Source organism: Flavobacterium algoris, from assembly GCF_048158525.1.
Lineage (GTDB): Bacteria > Bacteroidota > Bacteroidia > Flavobacteriales > Flavobacteriaceae > Flavobacterium > Flavobacterium algoris.
In genome coordinates, this window is record NZ_JBLNKT010000025.1 from 1 (window position 1) to 26,640 (window position 26,640).

Annotated in this window: 25 protein-coding genes and 1 tRNA gene; 16 read left to right on the top strand and 10 right to left on the bottom strand. The window is 33.1% G+C overall.

Annotated features, from left to right (window positions below):
- The 8 genes from ACM55I_RS12365 to ACM55I_RS12400 all read left to right on the top strand — a co-directional run.
- Window positions 1-414: transposase (locus ACM55I_RS12365; protein WP_416847114.1), on the top strand; the 414-nt coding region annotated here is incomplete at its 5' end.
- Window positions 415-661: 247 nt separating this feature from the next.
- Window positions 662-3,472: a bifunctional YncE family protein/alkaline phosphatase family protein gene (locus ACM55I_RS12370; protein WP_416847115.1), complete on the top strand. Its 2,811-nt coding sequence runs from the start codon at window positions 662-664 to the stop codon at window positions 3,470-3,472.
- A 270-nt stretch (window positions 3,473-3,742) separates the two neighbouring features.
- Entirely contained in the window at window positions 3,743-6,829 is a 3,087-nt protein-coding gene (locus ACM55I_RS12375) for a SusC/RagA family TonB-linked outer membrane protein (protein WP_416847116.1), read from the top strand.
- Between the two features lie 12 nt (window positions 6,830-6,841).
- Complete coding sequence (locus tag ACM55I_RS12380; RefSeq protein WP_416847118.1) at window positions 6,842-8,344, top strand: SusD/RagB family nutrient-binding outer membrane lipoprotein; 1,503 nt, start codon at window positions 6,842-6,844, stop codon at window positions 8,342-8,344.
- A gap of 236 nt (window positions 8,345-8,580) precedes the next feature.
- Window positions 8,581-9,678 carry a sulfatase-like hydrolase/transferase gene (locus ACM55I_RS12385; protein ID WP_416847119.1) on the top strand — a complete coding sequence of 366 codons (1,098 nt, stop codon included), beginning with the start codon at window positions 8,581-8,583 and terminating at the stop codon, window positions 9,676-9,678.
- The gene (locus ACM55I_RS12390; protein ID WP_416847120.1) at window positions 9,678-10,982 is read left to right on the top strand and encodes a DUF5690 family protein; all 1,305 of its coding nucleotides are present in this window, start codon (window positions 9,678-9,680) and stop codon (window positions 10,980-10,982) included. Before ACM55I_RS12385 ends, ACM55I_RS12390 begins: the two co-directional genes overlap by 1 nt.
- Entirely contained in the window at window positions 10,966-12,129 is a 1,164-nt protein-coding gene (locus ACM55I_RS12395) for a TIGR03364 family FAD-dependent oxidoreductase (RefSeq protein WP_416847122.1), read from the top strand. Before ACM55I_RS12390 ends, ACM55I_RS12395 begins: the two co-directional genes overlap by 17 nt.
- Window positions 12,126-12,809, top strand: coding sequence for a phosphonatase-like hydrolase (locus tag ACM55I_RS12400; protein ID WP_416847123.1), 684 nt, complete (start codon window positions 12,126-12,128; stop codon window positions 12,807-12,809). The genes ACM55I_RS12395 and ACM55I_RS12400 overlap by 4 nt, the downstream gene beginning before the upstream one ends.
- Window positions 12,810-12,878: 69 nt before the next feature.
- On the opposite strand, the gene ACM55I_RS12405 is transcribed toward ACM55I_RS12400, so the two are convergent.
- Window positions 12,879-13,460, bottom strand: coding sequence for a helix-turn-helix domain-containing protein (locus tag ACM55I_RS12405; RefSeq protein WP_416847124.1), 582 nt, complete (start codon window positions 13,458-13,460; stop codon window positions 12,879-12,881).
- A 298-nt stretch (window positions 13,461-13,758) separates the two neighbouring features.
- Between ACM55I_RS12405 and ACM55I_RS12410 the strand changes: the two genes are divergently transcribed.
- Window positions 13,759-14,058, top strand: a complete 300-nt coding sequence (locus ACM55I_RS12410; RefSeq protein WP_416847125.1) for a transposase — start codon at window positions 13,759-13,761, stop codon at window positions 14,056-14,058.
- The gene (locus ACM55I_RS12415; protein ID WP_416847160.1) at window positions 14,016-14,963 is read left to right on the top strand and encodes an IS3 family transposase; all 948 of its coding nucleotides are present in this window, start codon (window positions 14,016-14,018) and stop codon (window positions 14,961-14,963) included. The genes ACM55I_RS12410 and ACM55I_RS12415 overlap by 43 nt, the downstream gene beginning before the upstream one ends.
- Here the strand turns inward: ACM55I_RS12415 and ACM55I_RS12420 are convergent.
- Window positions 14,960-15,334 carry a hypothetical protein gene (locus tag ACM55I_RS12420; RefSeq protein ID WP_416847126.1) on the bottom strand — a complete coding sequence of 125 codons (375 nt, stop codon included), beginning with the start codon at window positions 15,332-15,334 and terminating at the stop codon, window positions 14,960-14,962. The genes ACM55I_RS12415 and ACM55I_RS12420 overlap by 4 nt on opposite strands.
- Before the next feature lie 274 nt (window positions 15,335-15,608).
- Window positions 15,609-15,682, bottom strand: a tRNA-Met gene (locus ACM55I_RS12425).
- Between the two features lie 154 nt (window positions 15,683-15,836).
- On the opposite strand from ACM55I_RS12425, the gene ACM55I_RS12430 reads away from it, so the two are divergent.
- Both ACM55I_RS12430 and ACM55I_RS12435 read left to right on the top strand, forming a co-directional pair.
- Window positions 15,837-16,229, top strand: coding sequence for an START-like domain-containing protein (locus tag ACM55I_RS12430; protein ID WP_039109093.1), 393 nt, complete (start codon window positions 15,837-15,839; stop codon window positions 16,227-16,229).
- 55 nt (window positions 16,230-16,284) lie between these two features.
- Complete coding sequence (locus ACM55I_RS12435; RefSeq protein WP_416847127.1) at window positions 16,285-17,124, top strand: aminotransferase class IV; 840 nt, start codon at window positions 16,285-16,287, stop codon at window positions 17,122-17,124.
- Here ACM55I_RS12435 and ACM55I_RS12440 read toward each other — a convergent pair.
- The 5 genes from ACM55I_RS12440 to ACM55I_RS12460 form a co-directional block, all read right to left on the bottom strand.
- Window positions 17,121-17,681 (bottom strand): YqgE/AlgH family protein, encoded by a 561-nt coding sequence (locus tag ACM55I_RS12440; protein WP_039109095.1) that lies wholly within the window; start codon window positions 17,679-17,681, stop codon window positions 17,121-17,123. The two genes, ACM55I_RS12435 and ACM55I_RS12440, sit on opposite strands and share 4 nt — an antisense overlap.
- Window positions 17,682-17,799: 118 nt before the next feature.
- Window positions 17,800-18,072 (bottom strand): HU family DNA-binding protein, encoded by a 273-nt coding sequence (locus ACM55I_RS12445; RefSeq protein ID WP_035667751.1) that lies wholly within the window; start codon window positions 18,070-18,072, stop codon window positions 17,800-17,802.
- A gap of 179 nt (window positions 18,073-18,251) precedes the next feature.
- Window positions 18,252-19,199, bottom strand: coding sequence for a methionyl-tRNA formyltransferase (fmt, locus tag ACM55I_RS12450; protein WP_416847128.1), 948 nt, complete (start codon window positions 19,197-19,199; stop codon window positions 18,252-18,254).
- Window positions 19,199-21,094, bottom strand: coding sequence for a RecQ family ATP-dependent DNA helicase (locus ACM55I_RS12455; protein WP_416847161.1), 1,896 nt, complete (start codon window positions 21,092-21,094; stop codon window positions 19,199-19,201). The genes fmt and ACM55I_RS12455 overlap by 1 nt, the downstream gene beginning before the upstream one ends.
- 83 nt (window positions 21,095-21,177) lie before the next feature.
- On the bottom strand, window positions 21,178-21,717 hold the full coding sequence (locus ACM55I_RS12460; RefSeq protein ID WP_416837523.1) for an AAA family ATPase: 540 nt from the start codon (window positions 21,715-21,717) through the stop codon (window positions 21,178-21,180).
- A gap of 148 nt (window positions 21,718-21,865) precedes the next feature.
- Between ACM55I_RS12460 and ACM55I_RS12465 the strand changes: the two genes are divergently transcribed.
- The 4 genes from ACM55I_RS12465 to ACM55I_RS12480 all read left to right on the top strand — a co-directional run bounded on the left by ACM55I_RS12465 (window position 21,866) and on the right by ACM55I_RS12480 (window position 25,358).
- A complete protein-coding gene (locus ACM55I_RS12465) occupies window positions 21,866-22,162 on the top strand; it encodes a DUF493 family protein (RefSeq protein ID WP_416847129.1) in 297 nt (98 codons plus the stop codon).
- Between the two features lie 84 nt (window positions 22,163-22,246).
- A complete protein-coding gene (locus tag ACM55I_RS12470) occupies window positions 22,247-22,966 on the top strand; it encodes a DUF4290 domain-containing protein (protein WP_416847130.1) in 720 nt (239 codons plus the stop codon).
- 102 nt (window positions 22,967-23,068) lie between these two features.
- Window positions 23,069-24,379, top strand: coding sequence for a UDP-N-acetylglucosamine 1-carboxyvinyltransferase (murA, locus tag ACM55I_RS12475; RefSeq protein WP_416847131.1), 1,311 nt, complete (start codon window positions 23,069-23,071; stop codon window positions 24,377-24,379).
- 109 nt (window positions 24,380-24,488) lie between these two features.
- Window positions 24,489-25,358 (top strand): cation diffusion facilitator family transporter, encoded by an 870-nt coding sequence (locus ACM55I_RS12480; RefSeq protein WP_416847132.1) that lies wholly within the window; start codon window positions 24,489-24,491, stop codon window positions 25,356-25,358.
- Between the two features lie 74 nt (window positions 25,359-25,432).
- Here ACM55I_RS12480 and aroQ read toward each other — a convergent pair whose 3' ends face one another.
- Window positions 25,433-25,846 (bottom strand): type II 3-dehydroquinate dehydratase, encoded by a 414-nt coding sequence (aroQ, locus tag ACM55I_RS12485; RefSeq protein WP_039109103.1) that lies wholly within the window; start codon window positions 25,844-25,846, stop codon window positions 25,433-25,435.
- Between the two features lie 73 nt (window positions 25,847-25,919).
- Window positions 25,920-26,483, bottom strand: coding sequence for a porin family protein (locus ACM55I_RS12490; RefSeq protein ID WP_416847134.1), 564 nt, complete (start codon window positions 26,481-26,483; stop codon window positions 25,920-25,922).
- Window positions 26,484-26,640 lie beyond the last annotated feature (157 nt).

Below are 26,640 nucleotides of genomic sequence, written 5' to 3' on the forward strand. Positions count from 1 at the left end.
AAAATCATAGGTTGGAGTTTAAGCGATGGAATGAGTACAGATGAAACCTCGCTTAAGGCTTGGAAAATGTCGGTTAAAAACCGAAATATTGAGGAAGGTTTGATTTTTCATTCCGACAGAGGTGTTCAATATGCAAGCAAAAAATTTGTAAATGTTCTTGATTCCTATAAAAAAATAACCCGTAGTATGAGTCGCAAAGGAAATTGTTGGGACAATGCAGTAGCGGAAAGTTTTTTTAAATCCTTGAAAACTGAATTGATTTATGGAAACAAACTGATTTCTAAAGAACAAATGAAACTAGAAATCTTTGAATACATTGAAATTTGGTACAACAGAAAAAAAAGACATTCTGCTTTGAATTATGCAACTATTGAAGAATTTAAGAATCAAATTAATTACAAAAATGTAGCTTAACTTAATGTGCAGTTTTCATTTGCATATCCATAACAGTAAAATAACAGTAGGTTGATATTTAAAATAACATAAAAATATTTTAATCTTATAATTTTGTAGCTATTGATGTAAAGAATGAGATAAATTGATCTTAATTTAAAATAGTAAAGTCATATTTTGAACTTTACTTACAGCAGTGTTATTTTCTACAAATTTTAAACACGAAGTGTTTTATGTCAAATTAAAAAAAAATATTTTATACAAAATCATGAAAACAACTATTAGATCGTTATTTCTACTCCTTTTTTTTGCAGGATGTAGTGGTGTTAAAAAAGACGTCTCAATTAAACCTTTATGGATTATAGCTGCGCCCAGTGGTGATCAGATTACAAAAATCGATAAATTAGGAATTACGGTACTTCCAAACGGACGTTTTATTACTCCCGGTGGAAAAAATATTATGACTGCGCCTCATCCTTACGGATTGACTTTAAGTCCGAACGGGAAAGTTGCAGTTACAGCAAATTCAGGAACTAATCCTTTATCGATTACTATTATTAGAAATATTATGTCAGAGCATCCCGAAGTGCAACAAGTTCCTCCAGGTCCTGCTACAGATAAAGGAGTTTTGGCTTCGGTATTTATGGGTTTAGCAATTGCACCAGATAATCAAACGATTTATGTTGCTGGTGGACAAGCGAATAAAGTGTATTTATTTGACGTGAATACTGGTGTAAAAAAAGATTCTATAGATTGTTCATTTACTTCTGAAATAGTTGATTATAGTCATGGTTATATTGGAGATATGAAGTTGTCTAAAGATGGAAAAACACTTTATGCAGTGGACCAAATTGGTTTTAGAATGGTAATTATGAATACACAAACTAGAACCTTGATACATTCTGTTCCAGTGGGACGTTATCCGTTTGGGATCTGCCTTTCACCAGATGAAAAGAAAGTGTATGTCGCTAATGTCGGTATGTTTGAATACGATTATATAAAAGAAAGTAACGAAAAAGACGCTAAGATAAAATCAATAAATTACCCTGCTTTTGCGTATGGTTCTAAAGAAATGCAAACTGGTATTCAAAATGACACTATCGCTATTAAAGGATTAGGAGACCTTAACGCTATTGATGCTTTTTCTATATTTTCTATCAATATTGAAGATACTTTGCATCCAAAAGTAGTGGCTAAAATTAAAACAGGAAATTTAGTTGGTGCATTAGTCGAAGGAATTCCTGCGGTAGGTGGCTCCAGTCCCAACTCTATTGTAGCAACAGATGATTATGTTTTTGTCAGTAATGGTACCAATGATAATATATCGGTTATATCTATTGCAAAAGATGCTGTTGTGAATACCATTGCTTTGAAACTAGATCCCCGTATAAAACAATTTAGAGGTGTTATTCCTTTTGGATTGGCTTTAAGCCAAGATCAAAAACGTTTGTATGTAGCAGAATCTGGAATAAATGCTGTGGCAGTAATCAATGTATCTGATCAAAAAGTTTTAGGACATATACCAACAGCTTGGTTTCCCTCTAAAATTGAAGTAAGTCGGGATGGAACAAAACTAATCATTGCCAATGCGAAAGGTTTTGGAAGCGGTCCTAATGGAGGTGCAACTTATGAAGTAGGTCCTGACGGAAGTTATATCGGGTCATTGATGAAAGGAAACGTTCAAGTTGTTGACATCCCAAAAGACGAACAATTGCAAGAGCACACAAAACACGTTGTTTCCAATAACTTTCAATTTAATAATGCGACCGATTCTATTTTTAACAAAAGAGCAAATAATCCAATTCCACTTTATCCAGGAGCGCAAGAAAGCCCAATTAAACACATTGTATTTATATCGAAAGAAAATAGAACCTATGATGAAATTTTTGGTCAGATTAAAAATGGAAATGGAGACGCAACATTAGCCCGATATGGTGAAAACGCTTCTTTTTCGAACCGAAAGAAAACAGATTCTGTCTCAAATACAACTGTTATGCCTAATCATTTGGCCTTGGCCAGACAATTTAGTATTTCAGATAATTTTTATGTCGATTCTGATGTTTCAGCAGATGGTCATCGCTGGCTAACCAATACTTATCCTAACGAGTGGTGTGAAACCGCGACAGCAGCCAGTTATGGGGGCAACCGTACCTTCAAAGAACATTCAAAAGCGCCTGGAGTTTTTGCAATGAATGGCGCTGCAGGAGCCATATATCCCGAAGATTATAATGAAGCAGGATCCATGTGGGACCATTTGGCCCGTCATAATGTTGATTTTTATAATTTTGGTTTCAGCATTATGTTTGAACCGGCTTTATATAAGTCTGAATTTAAATATACTGGAATCCAACAATTTGTTAATTTTCCAATGCCGGAACCCTTATTCGAAAGGACTTCTAAAATGTATCCAACCTACAATACAGCCATACCAGATCAGTTCCGAATTGATCAATTCATTAAAGAATTTGATGAGAAATGGATAAATGGGAAAGGAATTATGCCTCCGTTTTTGACAGTTATAATTCCAAATGACCATGGTGCAGCTGATCTTCCTGAAGCCGGATATTCTTTTAGAGAAAGCTACATGGCGGATAATGATTTGGCTGTTGGTCGAATTGTAGAATATTTATCGCATACGCCCTATTGGAAAAACATGTTAATAGTAATTACCGAAGATGATGCGCAAAATGGAGTTGATCATATTGATGCACATAGAAGCGTTCTGATGCTTATTTCTCCTTGGGTAAAAAGAGATTATGTAGGCCATCGACATTATAGTTTTGGGAGTATATTTAAAACATTTTGGAATATTCTCGATATGCCTTATTTAAATCAATATGATGCGGGTGCGACGGATTTAAACGATCTTTTTATGACTACTCCAAACTATAAACCTTACAATGCATTAGAAGTGGACCCTAAAATTTTTAATCCTCAAAAAGCATTAGATCCATTTGACGAAAAATTTAATTGGAAGGCACTTAAAGACGCTCCCAAAATTGATGATGTAGAAGATATGTTTCGAGATAGTAAAGAACAAGATGCAAATCGATTAGAAAACAGAGAGAAAAAGCAATAGTATTTAACCACTAATTATTTCTACTTCAGCAACAGCCCAACAGAATTACTCCAGTCATGAGTTATTTTGTTGGGCTGTTTTATTTACTTGTTTTTTTATTTCAATATAAAGACTCAGACTTATTGAACCACTTTTACCTCATTACTTAACATTTAATTGACAATACAATAAAGACTTGTTAAAGATTTCTTAAAATCAAAATATTTACTAATAGTAAAATATTTGTCAAATTTGCCTTATAAAATTTACTAATAGTAACTATTTAAAAGAATGATGAAAAATTTAAAGACTTTAATTATTTTATTATCGATGCTCACGACATCTTTAATTTTTGCACAAACGACCTCGTTTAAGGGTAGGGTTGTTGATGAACAAAATGTTTCGTTGCCAGGAGCAACAGTCCTTATTAAAGGAAAAACTACTGCAGTTGACACTGACATGAATGGTAATTTTGAAATACAATTGCCAAAAGGAAATGAAATACTGACGATTTCCTATATTGGTTTTAATAGTGTTGATTTCAACACCTCAAAATTGACCAGTGCCGTTATAGTGCTTCAAGCAAGCTCACAAAGTTTGAATGAAGTTGTTGTTACTGCATTAGGGATTAAAAAAGAAAAAAAGAAATTAGGCTATTCGGTTCAACAGGTAGAAGGTGATTTAACAAAAGGCAGAGATGCGAATGTTCTGAATTCACTTGCCGGTAAGATATCGGGATTAATTGTAGCCGCTTCTTCTGAATTTTTCACTGCTCCAAAATTATATATACGAGGAAAAAATCCGCTGATAGTGGTAGATGGTGTTCCATTAGGTACGGACACTTATAATATTAGTCCTGATGACATTGAGAGTGTTAATGTTTTAAAAGGAGCTAACGCTGCAGCTTTGTACGGTTCGGTGGGAGGAAACGGAGCGGTACAAATCACTACAAAAAGAGGTACTAAAAACGGTAAAGGCTTTGTCGTTGAATACAATCATAACACTTTATTTCAATCGGGTTTTAATGCAATACCTAAAACTCAAAGTAATTACGGATCTGGATCATATGGACAATATGCTTTTAAGGACGGAAAAGGGGGAGGAGTAAATGACGCCGATTTCGATCAGTGGGGACCAAAATTTAATGGGCAGTTGATTACACAGTATGACAGTCCATTGGATGCCCAGGGAAATTTAATTCCGACACCTTGGTTGGCAAGAGGAAAAAACAACTTCACTAATTTTATGGAATCCGGTTTGCTTGTTACGAATAACTTATCCTTAGCGTCTAACTTTGATAAGGGAAATATTCGTTTTTCGGTGTCCAATGTATATCAAAAAGGGGTCAACCCAAATACTAAATTAAATACCTACAATTACAATTTAAGCGGAAGGTATAATCTTAGTGATAATACATGGGTAGATGCTAGTTCTAATTTCAATTTTCAGACTTCACCTAACAATCCAAATGTAACTTATGGACCAAACAGTTATTTATACAATATGATTATTTGGGGTGGAGCTGATTATGATGTACGTGATTTAAGGAATTACTGGCAAGATGGAAAGGAAGGTTTACAACAGAAAAATTTTGAATATACCCGTTATAATAATCCTTATTTCATGGCTTACGAATGGTTGAGAGGCTATTATAAAAATGATTATTCCGGACAAGTTAGTGTTAACCATAAATTCAATTCCAATTTTGATGTTATATTAAGAACAAATATGGCGGTAAGCAATTTGTTTCGCAATGAAAAATTTCCTTATTCTATGACTACCTATGGCAGAGAAAAAGCACAAGGGGACTACAAAGAGCAAAATGATTATAAATTCAAAAATTATTCTGATTTAATGTTGAATTATAATAAAAGCATTGGTGATTTTGACATCAAAGCTACAGTTGGTTTAAATAATAATACCGAGAAGTACAGAAATTCTTTTGCAACGACTAATTATTTAATTGTTCCGGGTTTATACAATTTGAGTAACACACAAAGTCCAGTACAACCTACTAATTATAACAGTCATTTTGAAACTAACAGTGCTTATGGGTCTTTAGATTTATCTTATAAATCATTCTTGTTTTTAGGAGCTACAGGACGATTTGACAAAGATTCCCGATTACCAAAACAGAATAATACGTTCTTTTACCCATCAGTAGCCGTGAGTGCCGTTTTAAGTGAAATTATCAAGATTCCTACTGTTGATTTTTTAAAACTAAGAGGTTCCTTCGCTAAAGTAGGCGGTTCATTGGATATCTACAGCAATCAAAATACTTATGGATTAAGAGATCCATTTACAATTGATGGAAAGACCTATAATGCTGCATATGTTGGAGAAATATTAGCGAATCCTAATTTGAAACCAGCGTTTAACTCTTCCAATGAAATTGGGTTAGAAACTAGAATGTTCAAAAACAGATTTGGTTTTGATATCACTTATTTCAAAAATACTAATGGCCCACAAATTTTTAATTTAAGTTATTCAGCAGCTTCAGGTTATTTAGGAAGTAAAGCGAATGGAATTACAACCGACACTAAAGGAACAGAGGTTTCTTTCTTTGTTAAACCCATAAAAACGAAGAATTTTAGTTGGGATTTTATTGTGAACTGGTCTACTTATAAAGAGTATCTGAAAGGAGTATATGATGGAATCAGCAATAATGGTTTAATCAAAATTGGAGATCGTGTAGACGGATTTTATATCAATGATTTCATGAGATCTAATACAGGCGCATTAATAGTCGGTGGTGATGGAAAACCTTTGTTGAACTCTTATAAAACAAAAATTGGTAATAAAGCACCAGATGGAGCATTAGGGGTGACCAATAATGTTAAATACAAAAATTTCGCATTGAACTTTAGTTTTGATGGTAGATATGGTGGGAAAATAGAAAATTATGTAAACGAAAAAATGTGGCAAAGTGGAACTCATGAGGGTAGTGATACACCAGAAAGAGCAAATGATGTTATAGGTATAAAATCATATGTAACTGATGGAGTAGTGGTGACAGGAGGTTCTTTAGTAACCGATGGTCAAGGAAATACATTAACAGATACCAGAACCTACGCACCAAATACTACAAAAATGTTTTATCAGGATTTTTCTAAATCTTACAATGGAAGAACAGCCGCTAACATTATTGACAAAACTTTCTTTAAATTAAGAGAAGTAAGTATCACTTATAATTTACCACAATCAGTATTAAAGAGCTCATTTATAAACTCAGCTTCAGTATCCTTAATCGGAAGAGATTTATTGTATTTCTCTAAAAATAAGAATATAGATTTAGATCAATTTCTAAATGAAGGTACTTCACCATTGCAAACACCTACTGTAAAAAGTTATGGTCTTAACTTAAATTTTAAATTTTAAAAAGTACAAAAAATGAAAACATTAAATAATTATAAAACATTATTCGCGGTTGCATTGCTATTCATCATTAGTTCTTGTACTAATTTTGATGAATTGGCTAGTGATCCAAATAAAGCGACGAGCGTTCCTCCATCAATGTTGTTGTCAGAGGTCTTAAGAGTAATGAATAACCTAGATGAAGGGCCTTGGTCTGCAGCACAGCGAGACAATCAATTTTGGGCAATATCTTTTGATTATTATGGATCACAAGATTATAACTGGGGTTCTGCAGCTTTCAGATATACTACGATGTCCAATGTAGTAGCTATGGAAAAAGAAGCTTCTAAATTAGGTACGAAAAATAAATATGGAGCTTTATCTAAATTTTTTAAAGCTTATTTTTTAGATTATATGACAAAAAGAGTTGGAGATATTCCAATGACTGAAGCACTGCAAGCGACTAGTGACGTTGCAATCACAGAGCCTAAATATGATAGCCAAAAAGAGGTTTATATTTCGATATTATCTCTTTTAGATGCTGCAAACGATCAAATTATAATTGCAAAAGGAGAAGTAGGAACAGGAAATATTTCAGGTGATTTTTTATATGGGGGTGATCTAAACAAATGGCAGAAATTGATTAATTCTTTTCGTGTAAGAGTTTTAATCAGTTTGAGTAAAAAAGAGTCTGAAATTAATATAAAATCTCAGTTCAGCCAGATTATATCTAATCCAGAAAAATATCCATTGATGACAGGTATAGCTGATAATTTAGCACGTCATTTTGCTGATGAGAATGGGAACCAATATGCATTAAACCCAAGTAATTTTGGTTTCAACAGAAACAGAAATATTATGGCGGGTACCTATTTAGATATTTTAAAACAAAATAATGACCCAAGAATCTATAAGGTAGTGGATGCTGCAACTTTTTATTATAATCCAAATGATCCATTAAGCTTGAATGCGTATGTTCCGGCTTATACTGGTGATGATCAAGGAGCTATGCAAGTTGCTTCTGATAAGGGGAAATTATCATATCCAAATCAAAAAAGATATTACAGCACTTTTAGCGGAGAAGATTATATCTTAATTGGTTTCGCAGAGCAGGAATTCGGAATAGCTGAAGCAATCAACAGAGGTTGGATTGCAGGGGACGCCGCCAGCCATTATAATCAAGGTATAAAAGCTTCCATGAACTTTTATTCTATTAGTACAAGTGATATCAACAATTTCTTAGCGAATTCAAATATTGTTTATAAGGGAAATACAGCGGATGGATTGACGCAAATTTTAAGTCAAAAATATGTCGCTTTCTTTCAAAATTCAGAAAGAGAATCTTATTTCAATTATAGAAGAACGGGCATACCTGTATTTAACGTAGGACCAGCAAACAAAAATGGCTCACGCATTCCCAATCGTTGGAAATATCCACAAAGTGAGTTTGAAACTAACAGCATTAATATTAAGGCTGCATTAAGTACTCAATATGGAGGATCGGATGATATAAATGCTAAAATGTGGTTGCTTAAATAATCAAGATTACACTACTAAAAAATTTCATGACCATAGAGATTTGCTCCCTGTGGTCTTGTCACAATAAGAATATTGAGCCAACAAGCGTGATAAAGTTTGTAGTTTTTTTTGCCAAATCAATTCCGATTGTGCAAGAGCATGTTATTGATATGCAATCGGAGTTAAGTGAATGTAATCAGTAAAAGATCAATCTTAAGAAAGTTTAATGGCAGTAGAACATCAAAAAATAGAATAAAATGAAGAAATCAATTGTACTAACGAGCCTATTTGCCTTGTTATTTTTAGGAACAACTCAAGCACAACAAAAAGCAGAAAAGCAAGCTAACGTATTTTTAATCACCTTAGATGGCGTACGCTGGCAAGATGTTTTTACAGGAATAGATCCTGTTTTGTTGAATAGTTCTTATGCTCAGGATAAAGCATTGTTAACCAAAAAATTTGTCGGAAACTCAACTGAAGAAAACAGAACCTTGTTAATGCCTTTCTTCTGGAATACGATTGCCAAAGAAGGACAATTACATGGTAATCGAAACAAGGATAGTAAGGTAAACTTAACTAACAAAATGGCTTTTTCATATCCTGGATATAATGAGATTCTAACCGGAAAAGCAGATGATGAAAACGTAAAAAGCAATGACAAAATATACAATAAAAATGTAACCATCTTAGAAAAAGCAAATAATTCGGAGGACTATAAAGGTAAAGTTGCTGCTTTTGGTAGCTGGGATGTTTTTCCATACATAATAAACGATAAACGAAGCGGTGTTCCGGTAAATGCTGGTTATATGGATGCTAAGGGCGTTTTAAATGAAAAAGAAAAGTTTTTAAACGAGATACAGCGTCAAGCACCAATTATATTCGAAGAGGTTCGTTTAGACGTATTTACGCATCATTTTGCTAAAGAATACATTAAAAAGAGTCATCCAAAATTAGTTTATATTTCTTATGGAGAAACCGATGATTTTGCACATGCAGGTTTTTTTGATTTGTACACAAAATCAATGCATAACACCGATGCCTTAATTGAAGATTTATGGAATTATGTTCAAAATGATCCGTTTTATAAAAATAACAGCTATTTTATAATTACTACAGATCATGGTAGAGGTACAGGCGTTGAAAAGGATTCTAAATGGACAGATCATGGAAATGGTGTTAAAGGAGCTGACCAAACATGGATGGCTATTTTAGGACCTAATGTAAAAGCAATAGGAGAAGCGAAAAAGGAGCAATTGTACACAAACCAAATCGCAGCAACCGTTTTAGAGGTTTTAGATAGTAAATTGAAAGACACAGAAATGAAGGGAAACGCGGTAGATCTATTTAAAGACTAATGCAAAAGTCAGTAAAAAAATCGAATATTCCATTTTTATTGAACGCTTCACTGGCTTCATTCGGAGCTTACTTTTGCATGTATGCTTTTAGAAAACCCTTTAGTGTAGCCACATTTGAAGGGATGGAAGTGTTTCATATTGATTATAAAATTATTCTAATCATCGCACAAGTACTGGGTTATGCGCTTTCTAAATTTATTGGAATTAAAGTAGTTTCCGAATTAAAAGTAAATCAACGGGTATATTATTTACTGGGATTAATCCTCATGGCGGAAATGGCTTTGGTTTTATTTGCTTTGGTGCCCCAACCGTTTAATGTTGTTTTTATGTTCCTGAATGGGGTTCCCTTAGGAATGATTTGGGGAATTGTTTTCTCGTATCTGGAAGGTCGAAAATTCACTGAGATATTGGGGGTAGCCTTAAGCACTAGTTTCATAGTTTCTAGTGGTGTCGTGAAATCAGTTGGACTTTTCGTGATGACTTCTTGGGGATTTTCCCAGCTTTGGATGCCAGCCATTACAGGTTCATTATTTGTTCTGCCCTTATTGTTTTTTGCTTGGTTATTGGAGCGAATCCCAAAGCCTACACAAGAAGATATTGAGCTCCGCTCCGAGCGTATCCCGATGACAGGAAAAGAAAGAAAAAAATTAGTATTGAAATTTGCATTTCCAATAACGATATGGGTTTTGTTTTACACTTTCCTGACTTCTTTTAGAGATTTCAGGGATAATTTCTCGCGTGAATTATGGGATTCAATGGGGTATAAAGGCGATATATCGGTTTATTCTAGTTCTGAAACATGGGTCGCTTGTATTGTATTATTGGTGTTAGGTTTTGCATTTTATTTTAAGGATAATATGAAAGCATTATTGTTTTACCAATTTTTGCTTTTGCTAGGTTCCATCTCATTAGGTGTATCAACCTATTTATTCCATAGTGGAAATATAGCGCCATTCACTTGGATGGTTGTTTCAGGATTTGGATTATACATTTGTTATGTGCCTTTCAACTGCCTGTTTTTTGATCGTTTTATAGGAGCTTTCCGGATCAAAGGCAATGCTGGCTTCCTTATTTACCTAGCAGATGCCTTTGGCTATTTAGGAAGCGTTGTTGTTTTGTTGTATAAAAATTTTGGACAATCTGGTTTGTCTTGGATTGAATTTTTCACATATAGCGCGTATGCGGTTGCAGGTATCGGATTTGTGGTAACAATCAGTTCAATTCTTTACTTAAAAGGGAAATTTAAAACACATAAAAAAAGTAGTGTCAATTATAAATTAGTATTAGATGAAACCAATGTATGATCTTATAGTTGTTGGCAGCGGAGTTTTAGGTACTTTTCATGCCTATCATGCCTTAAAAAAAGGACTTCAGGTTGCCATTATAGAAAAAGATAAAATGCCAAAAGGAGCGACCATTCAAAATTTTGGACAAGTAGTTCCCTCAGGAATGGACTCAAAATGGCAGGCTTACGGAAGAGAAAGCTTAGCAATTTATAAAGAAATTCAAAGTCAATTTGATATTTCAATTCGTCAAAAGGGATCAGTTTATTTGGCTTCGAATGAGGAAGAAGTGCAATTAATTGAAGAGTTGTCCCAAATTAATCAATCGAATCATTATCAATCCTATTTATTGACTAAACAAGAATGTTTGGATAAGTATCCCGGTTTGCGTTCTAATTATGTCAAGGCAGGATTGTTTTTTCCGGAAGAAGTTACTGTAGAACCGCGAACGATGATTTACAGGTTACAAGAGTTTATGATTCAGAATATGGGGCTAAAACTAATCCCGAACACCAGTATTATTAATTGTGAATCGACCTCAAAGGGAGTCTCTCTTTTGAGTGCTGCTAATACGGTTTTTTTAGCCAGTAAAGTGATTATTTGTAATGGGAATGAGTTTAAAAATTTGTTTCCAAAACTATTTAATGAGAGTGATTTAGAGGTTTCTAAGTTGCAAATGATGCAAACCAAACCTCAACAAAATTATACACTTGATGGTTCTATCCTTACGGGTTTATCTATTAGACGATATGAGGCCTTTTATGAATGTCCTTCCTTTAAATCAATTAAAGCAAATGAAGATCCAAATTCTTCAGAGAAAAAATGGGGCGTACATCTCTTATTCAAACAAGCGGCAGATGGCTCGGTTATTTTGGGCGATTCCCATCAGTATGCTGATGCTAAAGATAGTGATGATTTGGGTTTTGATTTAGACATGGATATTGATAATTTTATGATCGAAGAAGCCAAAAAAATCATTGATTTACCCAATTATGAAATTCAAAGCAGATGGTATGGCATGTATTCGCAATGTAAAACTAAGGATGTTTTTGAGCATACAATAGATCATAATATTCATATCATAACAGGAATAGGCGGAAAAGGAATGACAGCTAGTGCCGGATTTTCTAAAGAAAATATAGATAAAATTTTTAATACGAAAGAATGAAGCAAAGAATAGAATTAGTGGTCTTTGATATGGCCGGAACGACAGTAAATGAAGATAACGTTGTTTATAAAACAGTGCAAAAAGTAATTAATGATGAAGGATTTAATGTCAGTTTAGAGGAGGTTTTAAAATATGCAGCAGGAAAAGAAAAACATCAGGCGATAACAGATGTTTTAAAGGAGAGTACTACCTTGACTTCAATAGGTTTAATTGCTAATATTGCCTTTTCAAAATTTAAAACGGCGCTAAAAGAGGCTTATATAACCTTGGAAATTAAAACTTTTGAAGGTACTGAGTCACTTTTTAAAGAGTTAAGGGATAGTGGTATTAAAGTAGTTTTAAATACGGGTTATGACCGTACAACGGCTCTTTTTTTATTAGAGAAATTAGGATGGATTGTAGGCGAAACCATTGATGGTTTAGTTACTGCAGATGATGTAGAAAATGGACGGCCAGAAGGAGATATGATTCTTCTAGCCATGAAAAATGCAGGTATATATGATGCTGAAAAAGTGATGAAAGTTGGGGATTCCGCTATTGATATTGAAGAGGGGAAAAATGCCCATTGTGGTATTACTGTTGGTGTATTAACCGGAGCTCAAAACAGAGCTCAAATTCAAGAAGCCAATCCAACATACATTATAGAAAGTTTAAATGAATTAAGAGCGATTCTCTTATGATTTTTTGTTTGTTTTTATTGTTGAACTCTCCTTTTTGATATACTAAAAAGGGGAGTTTTTAAAAAAAAATCATTCTTTTTGAGTGTTAAAAAAAAAGTAAAGTACTAACATTTTAGCAGAAATATTCCCTCTGTTGATAGGAACATGAGGAATTCTACCATCAAAAAAAAGAGAATCTCCTTCCTTTAAAAGTACTTCTTCCTCTCCAATGTTATAAAAACATTCTCCAGTAATCATGTATTTGAATTCATAGGCATCCGTTTCTACTTTGTCTCTTTGTGAGTTGGGCTCAACTTCTAATAAAACAGCTTCAAAGCCTATAGTTGACAGCTGTTTTCCAAAAATATATTTATAGGTAAAGCCTCTGGCTTCATCTTCCTTTTCTATCGTTGCGTTTTCTTCGCATCGAGAAACAATATAACTCAGTTCTGAAGGTTTAGGGATACCCTCAAAAAAATCTGAAACGTTGATTTCGAGTGCATTGATGATATTGAGTAAAACCGGCAAGGAAGGAATGGTTCTCCCGTTTTCAATTCTGGAAATAAGACCGTTACTCACCTCAGCTGAACTAGCTACTGTACTGATGGTTTTTTTGTTGGCTTTTCGAATATCCTTAATTCTCTTACCTATACCTATTAAATAGTCATTCATTGTTCCCCTGTGTTTATTACGAATATCGATATTTCTATCGATATAAAAAAGAAAGACATGTTTTTTATATCTAAAACAACAGTTTATTTGTGTCATTTTAATATATATATTAATTTCAGGATGGGAGAAGTAATCCTGAACAACTTACCTTTCAAAATTTAGTTGTGTAGAAAATAATTCCTACACAATTATCAACGGTTAGAACTTTTCCATCTTTAAACTATTGTATTGGCAGAACTCCTTGGACATGCTAACTTAGCCATCACATTAAGTTAAGAAATAATCTTAATTTTAGCCTATGAAACAAGTCCGCAAAATTTATGATAAAGCTTTTAAAGAAAAAGCCGTTCAATTGAGTTATGATAGAACAAATGTATCAGAACTCGCCAGAGAATTGGGAGTAACAGCACCACAGTTGTACAAATGGCGCAAAGAGTTCGAGGAGTTTGGAGAGGGAAGTTTTCCAGGAAAAGGGAATTTAAAACTATGTCCTGAACAAGAAAAAATTCACGAATTGGAGAAAAGACTAAAAGATGCCGAGTTAGAGCGAGATATATTAAAAAAAGCAATCGGCATTTTTTCCAAGAGCGGTCGATGATTTATAGTTTCATTAAAAACAATGAACAAGTATTCCCGATTGAAAAAATGTGCAAAGTTCTACAAGTGAGTAGTGGAAGTTATTACCGATGGAAAAAACAAACAATCACTGCAAGACAGCAACGAAAAATCGCCATAAAAGAACAGATAATATTGATTTATTTTAAATCCAAACAGCGATACGGAAGTCCTAGAATAACATTAGAACTTTGGAGTATTGGTTATAAAATTTCAAGACCCGAGAGCTTTGCTCGAACAGGCGAAGCAATTAGTGTAGCAAAATATATGAAACAGCTAGGCTTACGAAGTAAATTAAGCAAGAAATTCAAAGTAACGACCAACTCAAATCATAATTATTTAATCGTTGAAAATATATTAAACAGAGGGTTTATTGTAAAAATGCCTTCAAAAGCTTGGGTTTCGGATATTACCTACATCCAAACCAAGGAGGGATTTGTATACCTGACAACGATTATGGATTTATACGACCGAAAAATTATAGGTTGGAGTTTAAGCGATGGAATGAGTACAGATGAAACTACGCTTGGAGCTTGGAAAATGGCGATTAAAAACCGAAATATTGAGGAAGGTTTGATTTTTCATTCCGACAGAGGTGTTCAATATGCAAGCAAAAAATTTGTAAATGTTCTTGATTTCTATAAAAAAATAACCCGTAGTATGAGCTGCAAGGAAAATTGTTGGGACAATGCAGTAGCGGAAAGCTTTTTTAAATCCTTGAAAACTGAATTGATTTATGGAAACAAACTAATTTCTAAAGAACAAATGAAACTAGAAATCTTTGAATACATTGAAATTTGGTACAACAGAAAAAGGAGACATTCTGCTTTGAATTATGCAACTATTGAAGAATTTAACAATCAAATTAATTACAAAAATGTAGCTTAACTTAATGTGCAGTTTTCATTTGCATATCCAATTCTTCCCTTATAATTTATAAAAGAGACGTCATTAAGTGATTTTTTCTTGATTTTTAATGCATATTCAAAAGCCTCCTTTATAGACAAAATGGGTTCATCTGATATATTGATTAAAGGTTCAATAATAGCTACGGCTTCAACAGCGGGTTGCGGTATAGCTATAATAGGTTTTGTGGTGCTAGTAGCTTTTTCATCTTGAAGCAAGGTTAAATCAGGGTCAGTGTAAGGATTTAATCCTTTTTCTAAAAGATATTCTAACGAATCTCTTAACTGATTGAAAATATGAAGTCTTTTCTTTTTTGTTTTAAATCGATTTGCACCTCCTTTTATATTAGGCATGCGCTTTAGTTTACCAGTTGCCTCGTCAATAAATTTGTATTAAATGTACCAATCCTTTGAAAGCGCAGCGTTTTACTCTTCTTTTGATAGTTGATTCCATAAAGTGATATCAACTCCTCCGATATAAATTCTAGGCTCTGAATATTTTTTTTGGATCAAAGGGTGTACTGTTTGGTGTACGTTTTGGTGTACTCTTTGTAAAAGTAATAAAATACTAGACATAAAAAAACGGATTAGTTGACACTAATCCGTGATTTACTTGACTTTAAGTCTGTAGCGAGACCGAGATTTGAACTCGGGACCTCAGGGTTATGAATCCTGCGCTCTAACCGACTGAGCTATCTCGCCATGATCGAGGGTGGATAACCAGCCCTGAATGCGGGTGCAAATATAAAAATAATATTACAGGTTGCAAGTGTTTTTTCAAGAAAAAAAAATATTTTTAAAAATCCTTTTTTTTCGGACTTATATTCTTATATTTCACAAAAATTAAATGTAGCTCATGGATCAAAAAGTACGTTACGAAATCGAGTTTCCTATAAATTCTTCGCCTCAATTATTATATCAATATATATCGACTCCATCCGGTTTATCGGAGTGGTTTGCCGACAACGTAAATTCTCGTGGAGAATTTTTCACTTTCATTTGGAATGATTCCGAAGAAAAAGCAAGACTTGCTTCTAAGAAGTCTGGTGAAAAAGTAAAATTCAAGTGGGTTGACGAAAACAGTAAAGACACGGAATATTTTTTTGAATTACATATTTTAGTTGATGAACTAACTAAAGATGTCTCATTAATGGTTGTTGATTTTGCATCCAAAGATGAAGTTGATGAAGCAACTCAGCTATGGGAAAATCAAATTTCAGATTTGAAACATCTAATTGGTTCTGTATAGTAAAATCATATTTTATGACTTATATTTGCCCTAAACAAAATTTAGGGCTTTTTTTATGATTAATTTTAATGGAACTATAGTGTCTCAAGATGCTAATATATTGACACAGAACCGCGCTTTTTTATATGGTGATGCCGTTTTCGAAACAGTTAAAATAATAAATAATAAAATTCTTTTTTTAGAAGATCATTATTTTAGATTAATGGCATCTATGCGTGTGGTTCGAATGGAAATCCCGATGAATTTTACCATGGAATATTTTGAAGAGCAAATCCTGTCAGTAGTTAAAGTTAATCAACTAGAGCGTTCTTCAAGGGCCAGAATTACTATTTATAGAAATGATGGAGGCTATTATTTACCTTTGAGCAATACAATCTCTTTTTTGATTCATACAATAGCACTAGAAAACACTTTGTATTCAATTGACCAAAAGGAATATGAAGTCGATTTGTATAAAGACTTTTATGTGACAAAACAATTGCTGTCTTCTATAAAAACAACAAATAAAATTATAAACATAACGGGTAGTATTTATGCTAACGAAAATGGATTAGACAATTGTATTTTGTTAAATGACAGTAAGAATGTCGTTGAAGTTTTGCAAGGAAATATTTTTATGCTTTTAGGGAATAAACTGATTACACCTCCTGTTTCCGAAGGATGCTTGAATGGTGTAATGAGAAAACAAATATTGGGTTTGGCAAAAAAGATAGAAAATCTTGAGGTTGTTGAAGAAGTAATTTCTCCATTTGATATTCAAAAAGCTGACGAATTGTTTGTCACAAATGTTATAAAAGGAATCCAGCCTATAACTAAATACCGTAAAAAAGAGTTTACAGCTAAATTAGCTAATGAACTAGTTGGAAAATTGAACGAGGCTGTAAATAGTATTTAATTTAAATAAGGATTTTCTGGAGCATTTGACCAAATAAGGTATTCTCCTCCTAATTCCATGATTTGTTCTTTCCAGAAATGAGCGGGTGATTTTCCTATGATTTTATTTTCATAATTATTTTCAGTAATTATCCAAGAATTACATTCCATTTCGGTTTCTAGTTGGTCTTCTTCCCAGCCAGTGTACCCTAAAAAGAAGCGAATGTTATTTTTTCTTATTTTACCAGAATTGATAAGCTCTTTCGCAGATTCGAAATCACCACCCCAATAGATACCATTTGAAATTTCTACGCTATTAGGAATCAGTTCTGGAATATCATGGATAAAATAAAGATTGTCTTGTTCCACTGGACCACCATTGTAGATTTTAAATCGAGCGTCTATATCCGGTATTAAGTCGTGGATGGTATATTTTAAAGGTTTGTTTATAATAAAACCAACAGAACCTTCCTTATTGTGGTCTGCTAATAATATTACTGATCGGCTAAATGATAAATCTCCAAATATAGAAGGCTCTGCTATAAGTAGATGTCCTTTTTTTAATTTTTCTGAAATCATAACGGCTACTTTTTTTATTAAATTTAAGAATAAAATTTCAAAAAAACCAAAGAAAGTCGTTCAAATGCATAAAAAAACCTTCCATGTGGAAGGTTTTGATTATATTGGAAAACTCAAATTAGTTTACCGCTCCTTCTAATTCTGCACCAGCTTTAAATTTCACAACATTTTTAGCTGCGATTTGAATAGTATTTCCTGTTTGAGGATTTCTTCCGTCTCTAGCTGCTCTAGCTGAAACAGACCAAGATCCGAAACCTACTAAAGATACTCTTCCACCTTTTTTCAAAGTACCGCCTACATTTCCTAAAAATGACTCTAAAGCTAATTTAGCTGCAGCTTTTGTAATTCCTGCATCTGCAGCGATAGCATCGATTAATTCTGATTTGTTCATAATAAATAGTTATTAATTGTTGGTTAAAAAAATTGTTAATACACAAATTTAGTAGGAAATCCGTTCCTTGCAAGCGTTTTGTGTTATTTTAGTTTGTTTTGTTAATAACTTATTTTTTTTGTTCATAAAACAAGGCTTATTTCTTGTTAAAATTATTGAAACACCCGTTTTTACTGATGTTAATAGACTTTTGCGTTTTCAGAAAAAGACATCCCATTTAACAATTCCGCAGTACTTATTCTCTTTTTTCCCGGAAACTGTAAACTGAGTACTTGGATAAATCCATCTTTTACAGGAATTTTCATCTCTTTCTTGTTACAAATCAAACTACCAACAGGATAATTGTGATGTTCCGAGATGATTTTTGCTTCATATATTTTGACATTCCATTCTTCATTTTTGTCTCCAAAGAAACACCAAGAAGCTGGATAAGGACTCAAACCTCGAATCAAATTATTTATTTCTGAAGCTGATTTTGTCCAATCTATTTTGCAATTCTCTTTATTTAGCTTGTATGCTGTTTTAATATCAGCATCATCTTTTTGAATAATGGTCGTTACATTTCCTTTTTCAATCATTTCCAAAGTTTCAATTACGGTCGTACTTCCCAAATCCATTAATCGATCGTGCAATTGTCCTGCATTTTCAGTCGCCGAGATTGGTGTTTCCGAACTTAAAATCATTGCTCCAGTATCAATTTTATCATCGATAAAAAATGTAGTCACACCCGTTTTTGTTTCTCCATTTATGATTGCCCAATTTATTGGAGCTGCTCCACGATAATTGGGTAGTAGCGAAGCGTGAAGATTGAATGTTCCTAATGAAGGCATTTCCCAAACTACTTTTGGTAACATTCTGAAAGCAACTACAATTTGTAAATTGGCATTCAAAGATTTTAATTCCGATAAAAAAGCTTCATCTTTTAGGTTTGCAGGTTGTAATAAAGTAAGGTTATTGGCAAGCGCATATTCTTTTACCGCCGAATATTTTAATTTTTGTCCGCGACCGGCAGGTTTATCTGCTGCTGTCATAACACCCACAACTTCATAGTTGTTTTTTACCATAGTATCTAAAACCCCAACGGCAAATTCTGGGGTTCCCATAAAAATAATTCGTAATTTTTCCATTATGATCTTAAAGTATATTTATTATTTGGTTTAACCAAAATAGTGTTGTTTTCTAATAAATGTTGCAGCACAAAGATAATGTCATCTGGGCTATTTTTAGTGCGATTTTGAATGTCTCTGGAATTTAAATCTTCTGTTTGTAGCAAGGTAATAATGGCTTTCGAAAGTGAAGTTATGTCTAATTTTCTATTTTTTTTAGTAATGCAATAGGAGCAAATTCCACAATCAACGTTTGTCTTCTCACCAAAATAATCCAAAATCAATTTACTCTTACAAACTTTCTTTTCATTAACATAAAACAGGACTGCTTTAAGTTGTTCCTTTTTTAATTCGTTTTGCTTTTCTAAATATTTAGAAACTCGACTAATGGTTCTTTCGTCTTCCCTAACTTCGTTGAAAATTAAAGTCGCATCATTATTTTTTGAATGATATTCAAGAATGTCTTTTTCTTTCAATTTATGTAAAACTGCTTGTATTTTATTTGTGGCATGATTTGACTTTTTTGCAATCAATTCTATATTGAAGGCAGTTTGCATTTCATAAATTCCAGGATACGTTCGCAATATTGCTAAAATGATTTCTTCATCATTTGGATTTAAACTCATGTAACGAATCACTTCTTTGGAAGGAATAAGAAATTGCAATGTAATTTTTTCAGAAAACTCTTGAGATAAACTAATAATTCCTTGTCTGTCCAGAAACTGCATGGCATTATAGGTTTTCAATGTTGGAAACTCATATTTTAGACAAAAATGATGCAAATTGAAAGTAAATTGCTCGTCGATTCCTTCTCCGTATGCAATCTGAAAATAATTGCAAAGTTTGACATACATTAGATTCAAAAACTTTTTATCGGGGAGGACATTAATGAACTGATTTTCAGTTTGAATAATGTCTGATGGACTGGTTAATAATACGGCATAAGCTTTCTCGCCATTTCTTCCGGCACGTCCAGCTTCTTGGTAATAATTTTCTAAATTTTCAGGAAGCTGAATGTGGATAACTGTTTTTACATTGGCTTTATCAATTCCCATCCCAAACGCATTGGTAGCAACAATAACTTGTGTTGTTTCATTCATCCAAGACTGCATGTTTTTATCTTTTTCTTTGGACGTAAGTCCGCCGTGATAATACGTTGCTTTGAATCCTAAAGATTGTAATTGTGAGGAAATATCCAAACACGATTTTCTATTTCTTACATATATTATAGAGGACTGAGGGTTTTTTTTCAGAATTTGCTCTATTCTAAAAAGTTTGTCTTCGACTTCAAAAACCATGTAGGCTATATTTTCCCGTGCAAATGACTTCTCGAAAATTTTTGGATTATGCAATCCTAAATCAGTGATGATACTTTCTTTAACTTTAGGTGTTGCCGTTGCGGTCAAAGCTAAGAAAGGGGTTTTAGGGAAATGCTTTTTTAATTCAGAGATTTTCAAATAAGCAGGTCTAAAGTCGTGTCCCCATTGTGAAACACAATGTGCTTCGTCAATTGTAATCAGGTTGATAGGTAGGTTTTTTATTCTTTCGAGAATCCAGTCTGACTGCAAACGTTCCGGGGATAAATACAAAAATTTATAATTTCCAAATTGGCAATTGTCCAATAAGTCAATCATTTCATCGGACTTTATTCCACCAGTCAATGCAATCGCTTTAATATTTCGTTTTTGTAAATTGGCGACTTGGTCCTTCATTAATGCAACTAAAGGAGAAACTACTAGGCAAATTCCTTCTTTGATCATGGCAGGAACCTGAAAACAGATTGATTTTCCGCCACCGGTAGGCATTAGCGCAAAAGTATCTTCACCACTTAAAACAGAATTTATAATTTCGTTTTGCAGCGATCTAAATTTGTCATGTTTCCAATACTTTTGAAGAATTTGTAATGCTTCTGGCATAGATTTCGTTCCCAAAGCTTCGGGATTAGATTTTAATTTATACTTGATGAAAAAATCGTAAATCCCAATTTGTAATCCTTAAATTATTTAGAAATTTTATCTAAGATAAAAAGAATTCTGTTATCAACACTATCTTTAGGTACTTCTATAAGTTCGTAACCATAATTTTGATAAGTTGCCACAAGGTGTGTGTCGATATTTTTTGCCTGTTCGAAGTTTTCATATCGTTCAGTATCACTCGTGTAGATTTCTTCCCAAGGTGGAAGAATAAAGATTTTTGTGTATTTGTATTCTTTACAGGCTGTGTCAAAAAAGGATGGATAACTGTCACCGATATAATCCATATAGGCTACAACATCTGGAATACCACGGTCTATAAACACAATTTTATGCGGTTCTTCAAGTGCGCTTTGAAACTGTTTTTTTCTACCTTCCAAAAGTAATTCGCTAAACAGTAAAGGATTTGTTAAGAATAATTGTTCGATACCTTGTTTTTGAGCTTCTAAAGTCACTTGTCTGGAAATTTCGGGATAACAGCAATATCCATTTGCCACTAATCCATCTATGATTGTACTTTTTCCAGTTCCGGGACCGCCAATGATAACTATGATTTCTTTCTGCACTTTTTACAAATAAGGCGCGAAATTACTCAAACTTATTGGAATTTGAAAAAATGATTGCCGTAAAAACATAATTAGACAAAAAATCATATTTCAAATATTCAAAATTTACATTTGAAACCGTATATTTGCTCTTATTTTTAAATTGAAAATGGATAACGATAAAGAAAAAGAGACTGCAGAATTTTACGAAAGATTAAAAGTAGAGCTGGATATGAGTAATACATGGCCAGCAGAATACTTATTTAAGTTTATTGTGCCAACAGAAAATGATAATGTAGAGCGTGTTGAGTTGGCTTTTGACTGTATGGGAGCGGTTATAAAAACGACAAAATCCAAAACGGGTAAATTTACAAGTATATCTGTTGACGTTACCGTAAAAGATTCACAAGAAATAGTAGATAAATACCAGGAAGTTTCTACGATTAAAGGTATTATTTCCCTATAATATAAAATAAATTTTTGATACATTTCGAATGATTTAAATCTTCGGTAATGTGGCATATAAGATCAAAAAAATATACATTCGAATATGAATTCAAAATATATAAAAGAAAACGCGAACGATACTGTCCATCATTTGGAATATAATGCGGAGCGATCCCATTTAATTATTCCGGAATATGGTCGTCATTTGCAAAAATTGATTGATCAGGCTACAAAGATTGAAGATGATGTGGAGCGCAACAAAGCAGCAAAATATATTATTCAGGTGATGGGGAGTTTGAATCCTCACTTACGAGATGTTCCTGATTTTCAACATAAATTATGGGATCAGATTTTTATCATGGCTGATTTTAAATTAGTGGCTGATTCACCCTATCCAATTCCATCTCGTGAAGTCTTGCAATTAAAACCAGATGTTTTAAAATACCCGCAAAATTTTCCAAAATACAGGTATTATGGAAACAACATAAAATATATGATTGATGTCGCTAATAAATGGGAAGATGGCGAAATGAAAAATGCATTGGTAAAAGTAATTGCCAATCACATGAAAAAATCCTATTTGAGTTGGAATAAAGATACCGTAAAGGATGATGTTATTTTCGAACACTTATATGAATTATCCGATGGTAAATTGAATTTACTTCAAAGTACAGAAGAGCTTTTAAATACTACCGATTTATTGCGAACTAATAAACGAGTTTCCAATAAAATCACTCCTATTGGGCAACCAAAAATTCTAAGCAATAAGAATTTAAAAACGGGTAAACCAAAACCTTTCGTAAAAAACAATAATCCAAAATAAAAGAGGTGCTAAGTCACTAAGATACTGAGGTTCTAAGTTGAAAAGCTTATGAATAACCTTAGAACCTTAGAAACTTAGAAACTTAAACCTTAAAAAAAGAATATGGGAATTTTCAAAATAGAAGGTGGCATTCGTCTAAAAGGAGAAATCACGCCACAAGGAGCTAAAAATGAAGCATTACAAATTTTGTGTGCAGTTCTTTTGACTCCTGAAAAAGTTACAATTAATAATATTCCTGATATTATTGATATCAATAAGCTAATTACACTTTTAGGAAATTTAGGAGTTAAAATCCAGAAAAACGCATCCGATTCTTATACTTTTCAAGCAGATGATGTTAATGTACAGTATCTAGAAACAGAAGCATTCAAACAAGAAGGAGGTTCACTTCGTGGTTCCATTATGATTGTTGGACCATTATTGGCTCGTTTTGGGAGAGGATATATTCCAAAGCCAGGTGGAGATAAAATAGGCCGTAGAAGATTAGATACACACTTTGAAGGTTTTATTAATCTGGGTGCTAAATTCCGTTACAATAGAGAAGATCATTTTTATGGTGTTGAAGCTCCAAAAGGATTAACGGGAACTGATATGTTACTTGATGAAGCTTCCGTCACCGGAACTGCAAATATTGTTATGGCTGCAGTTTTGGCAAAAGGAAAAACTACAGTTTATAACGCAGCATGTGAGCCTTATTTGCAACAACTTTGTAAAATGTTGAACTCCATGGGGGCAAATATCACTGGTGTTGGGTCTAATTTATTAACTATCGAAGGCGTTAAAAGCCTTGGCGGTTGTGAGCATAGAATTCTTCCGGATATGATTGAAATTGGTTCATGGATTGGATTGGCAGCCATGACTAGAAGTGAAATTACAATTAAAGATGTAAGTTGGGACAATCTTGGGGTTATTCCAAATACTTTTAGAAAATTAGGAATCACATTGGAACGAAGAGGAGATGATATTTATATTCCTGCTCATGAAGAAGGGTATGAAGTGAAAACGGATATCGATGGTTCTATTCTTACTATTGCTGATGCGCCTTGGCCAGGATTTACACCTGATTTATTGAGTATTGTTTTAGTAGTTGCAACACAAGCAAGAGGAGATGTATTGATTCATCAAAAAATGTTTGAAAGCCGATTGTTTTTTGTAGATAAATTAATCGATATGGGAGCAAAAATTATGTTATGTGACCCGCATAGAGCGGTAGTTATGGGTCATGATTTTAAATCACAATTGAAAGCAACAACGATGTCTTCACCAGATATTCGCGCTGGAATCTCCTTATTGATTGCTGCCCTTTCAGCTAAAGGAACAAGTACCATTCAAAATATAGAACAAATTGATAGAGGTTATGAGCGAATAGACGAACGCTTAAGAGCGATTGGAGCTAATATTATTCGAGCATAAATTTCTAATTATTAAAAATAATCGTTTAAGGATTCCTTTTTGAATATGTAAATTCAGATTTTAAAAAGGAATTTTTAAACGATTTTTAATTTCATTATTACACAATACAATGTCAAAAGAACAGACAGCAATTAAGGCTACATATTTTAGTATAGTAGGAAACATTTGTTTAGCAATTATAAAAGGCTTGGCAGGTTTTTTTGGTAATTCGTATGCCTTAGTGGCTGATGCAATAGAATCTACCACCGATATTTTTTCCTCTTTTTTAGTTTTGTTCGGAATCAAATATTCTAATAAACCAGCAGATGAAAATCATCCCTACGGACATGGTCGTGCAGAACCATTAATAACTTTTTTGGTTGTAGGGTTTTTGATAACATCAGCAACTATTATAGCATATGAAAGTATTGATAATATTGGGACACCCCATGAATTGCCTGAATCTTGGACGCTTTATGTTCTTGGTGCCATAATTATTTGGAAAGAGTATTCGTTTCGTATAGTGATGAAACGTAGTAAAGAAACGAATAGTTCTTCATTACGTGCCGATGCCTGGCACCATAGAAGTGATGCCATAACATCGGTAGCGGCATTTTTAGGAATCTCTATTGCATTAATTTTAGGAAAAGGATATGAATCAGCCGATGATTGGGCAGCACTTTTTGCTTCTGGTTTTATATTGTATAACAGCTATCTTATTTTCAGACCCGCACTTGGAGAAATCATGGACGAGCATCTGAACGATGATTTAGTTGATGAAATTAGAAAGGTTTCGTTTCAAGTCGAGGGAATTATTGATACTGAAAAATGTTTCATTCGCAAAGCAGGAATGCAATATCATGTTGATCTTCATGCCATAGTAGATGCTAACATTTCAGTAAGAGAAGGACATGATTTAGCCCATAAACTAAAAGATACTTTAAGACAAGAAATTCCTGAATTAGGCCACGTTTTGATTCATGTGGAACCAAATTCATGAATTTGACAATAGACAAAAAGCGCAAATTTTTTGTGCCTTTTGTTTATAATATATTGTTTGATTATTCTTTTAAACTACAAAAAAGACTGTACTGCTAATTCATAACTTTTTAATCCAAAGCCTAATATAACTCCTTTTGCATTACCAGAAATATACGATTGATGACGGAAACTTTCGCGAGAAAATGTGTTCGAAATATGTACCTCAATTACTGGAGTCGTAATCGCTTTTATGGCATCTCCAATTCCTATAGAAGTATGGGTGTAAGCTCCGGCATTTAAAATTATGCCATCATAAGAAAAACCAAATTCCTGAATTTTATCAATTAATTCACCTTCAATGTTACTTTGATAATAGGTGAATTCTATTGCAGGAAATTTTATTTGTAAAGTAGTAAAATACTCTTCGAAAGTTAGGCTGCCGTAAACTTCTGGCTCACGTTTCCCAAGAAGATTAAGATTTGGTCCGTTGATGATACTTATTTTCATAAATGTTATTTTGGTAAAAATAAAAAAACCGTTCCAATTTATGGAACGGTTTTGAATAATTTATTTTAATTTCTTAGAACTTAATACCTGCCGAAACTTGAACAACAGAATTTTTAACTTGTGCATCTTTTGAAGCATCTGTTAATCCTAAACCATAACGTCCTTGTATGAATAAATGGTTAGTAATATTTAGACCTAAACCGCCAACAACTGCAAAATCGAAAGTATTTGCATCTTTTACATCAAAATTATTCCTTTCGCTCAATAAAAAGGAAGCTTGTGGTCCTAGTTCAATACTCACAACTTTATTCAAATTGATTTTTGCTAAAACGGGGATTGATAAATAACCTAATTCATTTTTAAACTCTGTAACAGCATTTTTGTAAGTCGCTCCTTGTGTAGAATAGAGTAATTCAGGTTGTATAGAGAAACTATCTATAATTTTAATTTCTGCGATTAAACCGGCATGATAACTCGTAATAGCTGAAGTGCTATAATTAGAATTGTTAATTGTGATATCTGACCCAGTTTGATTTGCATAATTTAAACCAGCTTTTATTCCAAACTTAACTAATTGAGCTTGCATATTACTTGAAATAGCTAGAAGTAAAACGGTAACTAAGATTGTCTTTTTCATAATATTGATATTTAATTATTGTCCATAATTTGAATCTACAAAGTAAAACTCTTAAAGTAAAGAAATATTACACTTTTATGTTTATTACTTATAATATTTACTTAGTTTTTGATTCAAGAGAAGGTGTTTTTAAGTTTTTAATAAGTATCGGCTAGTT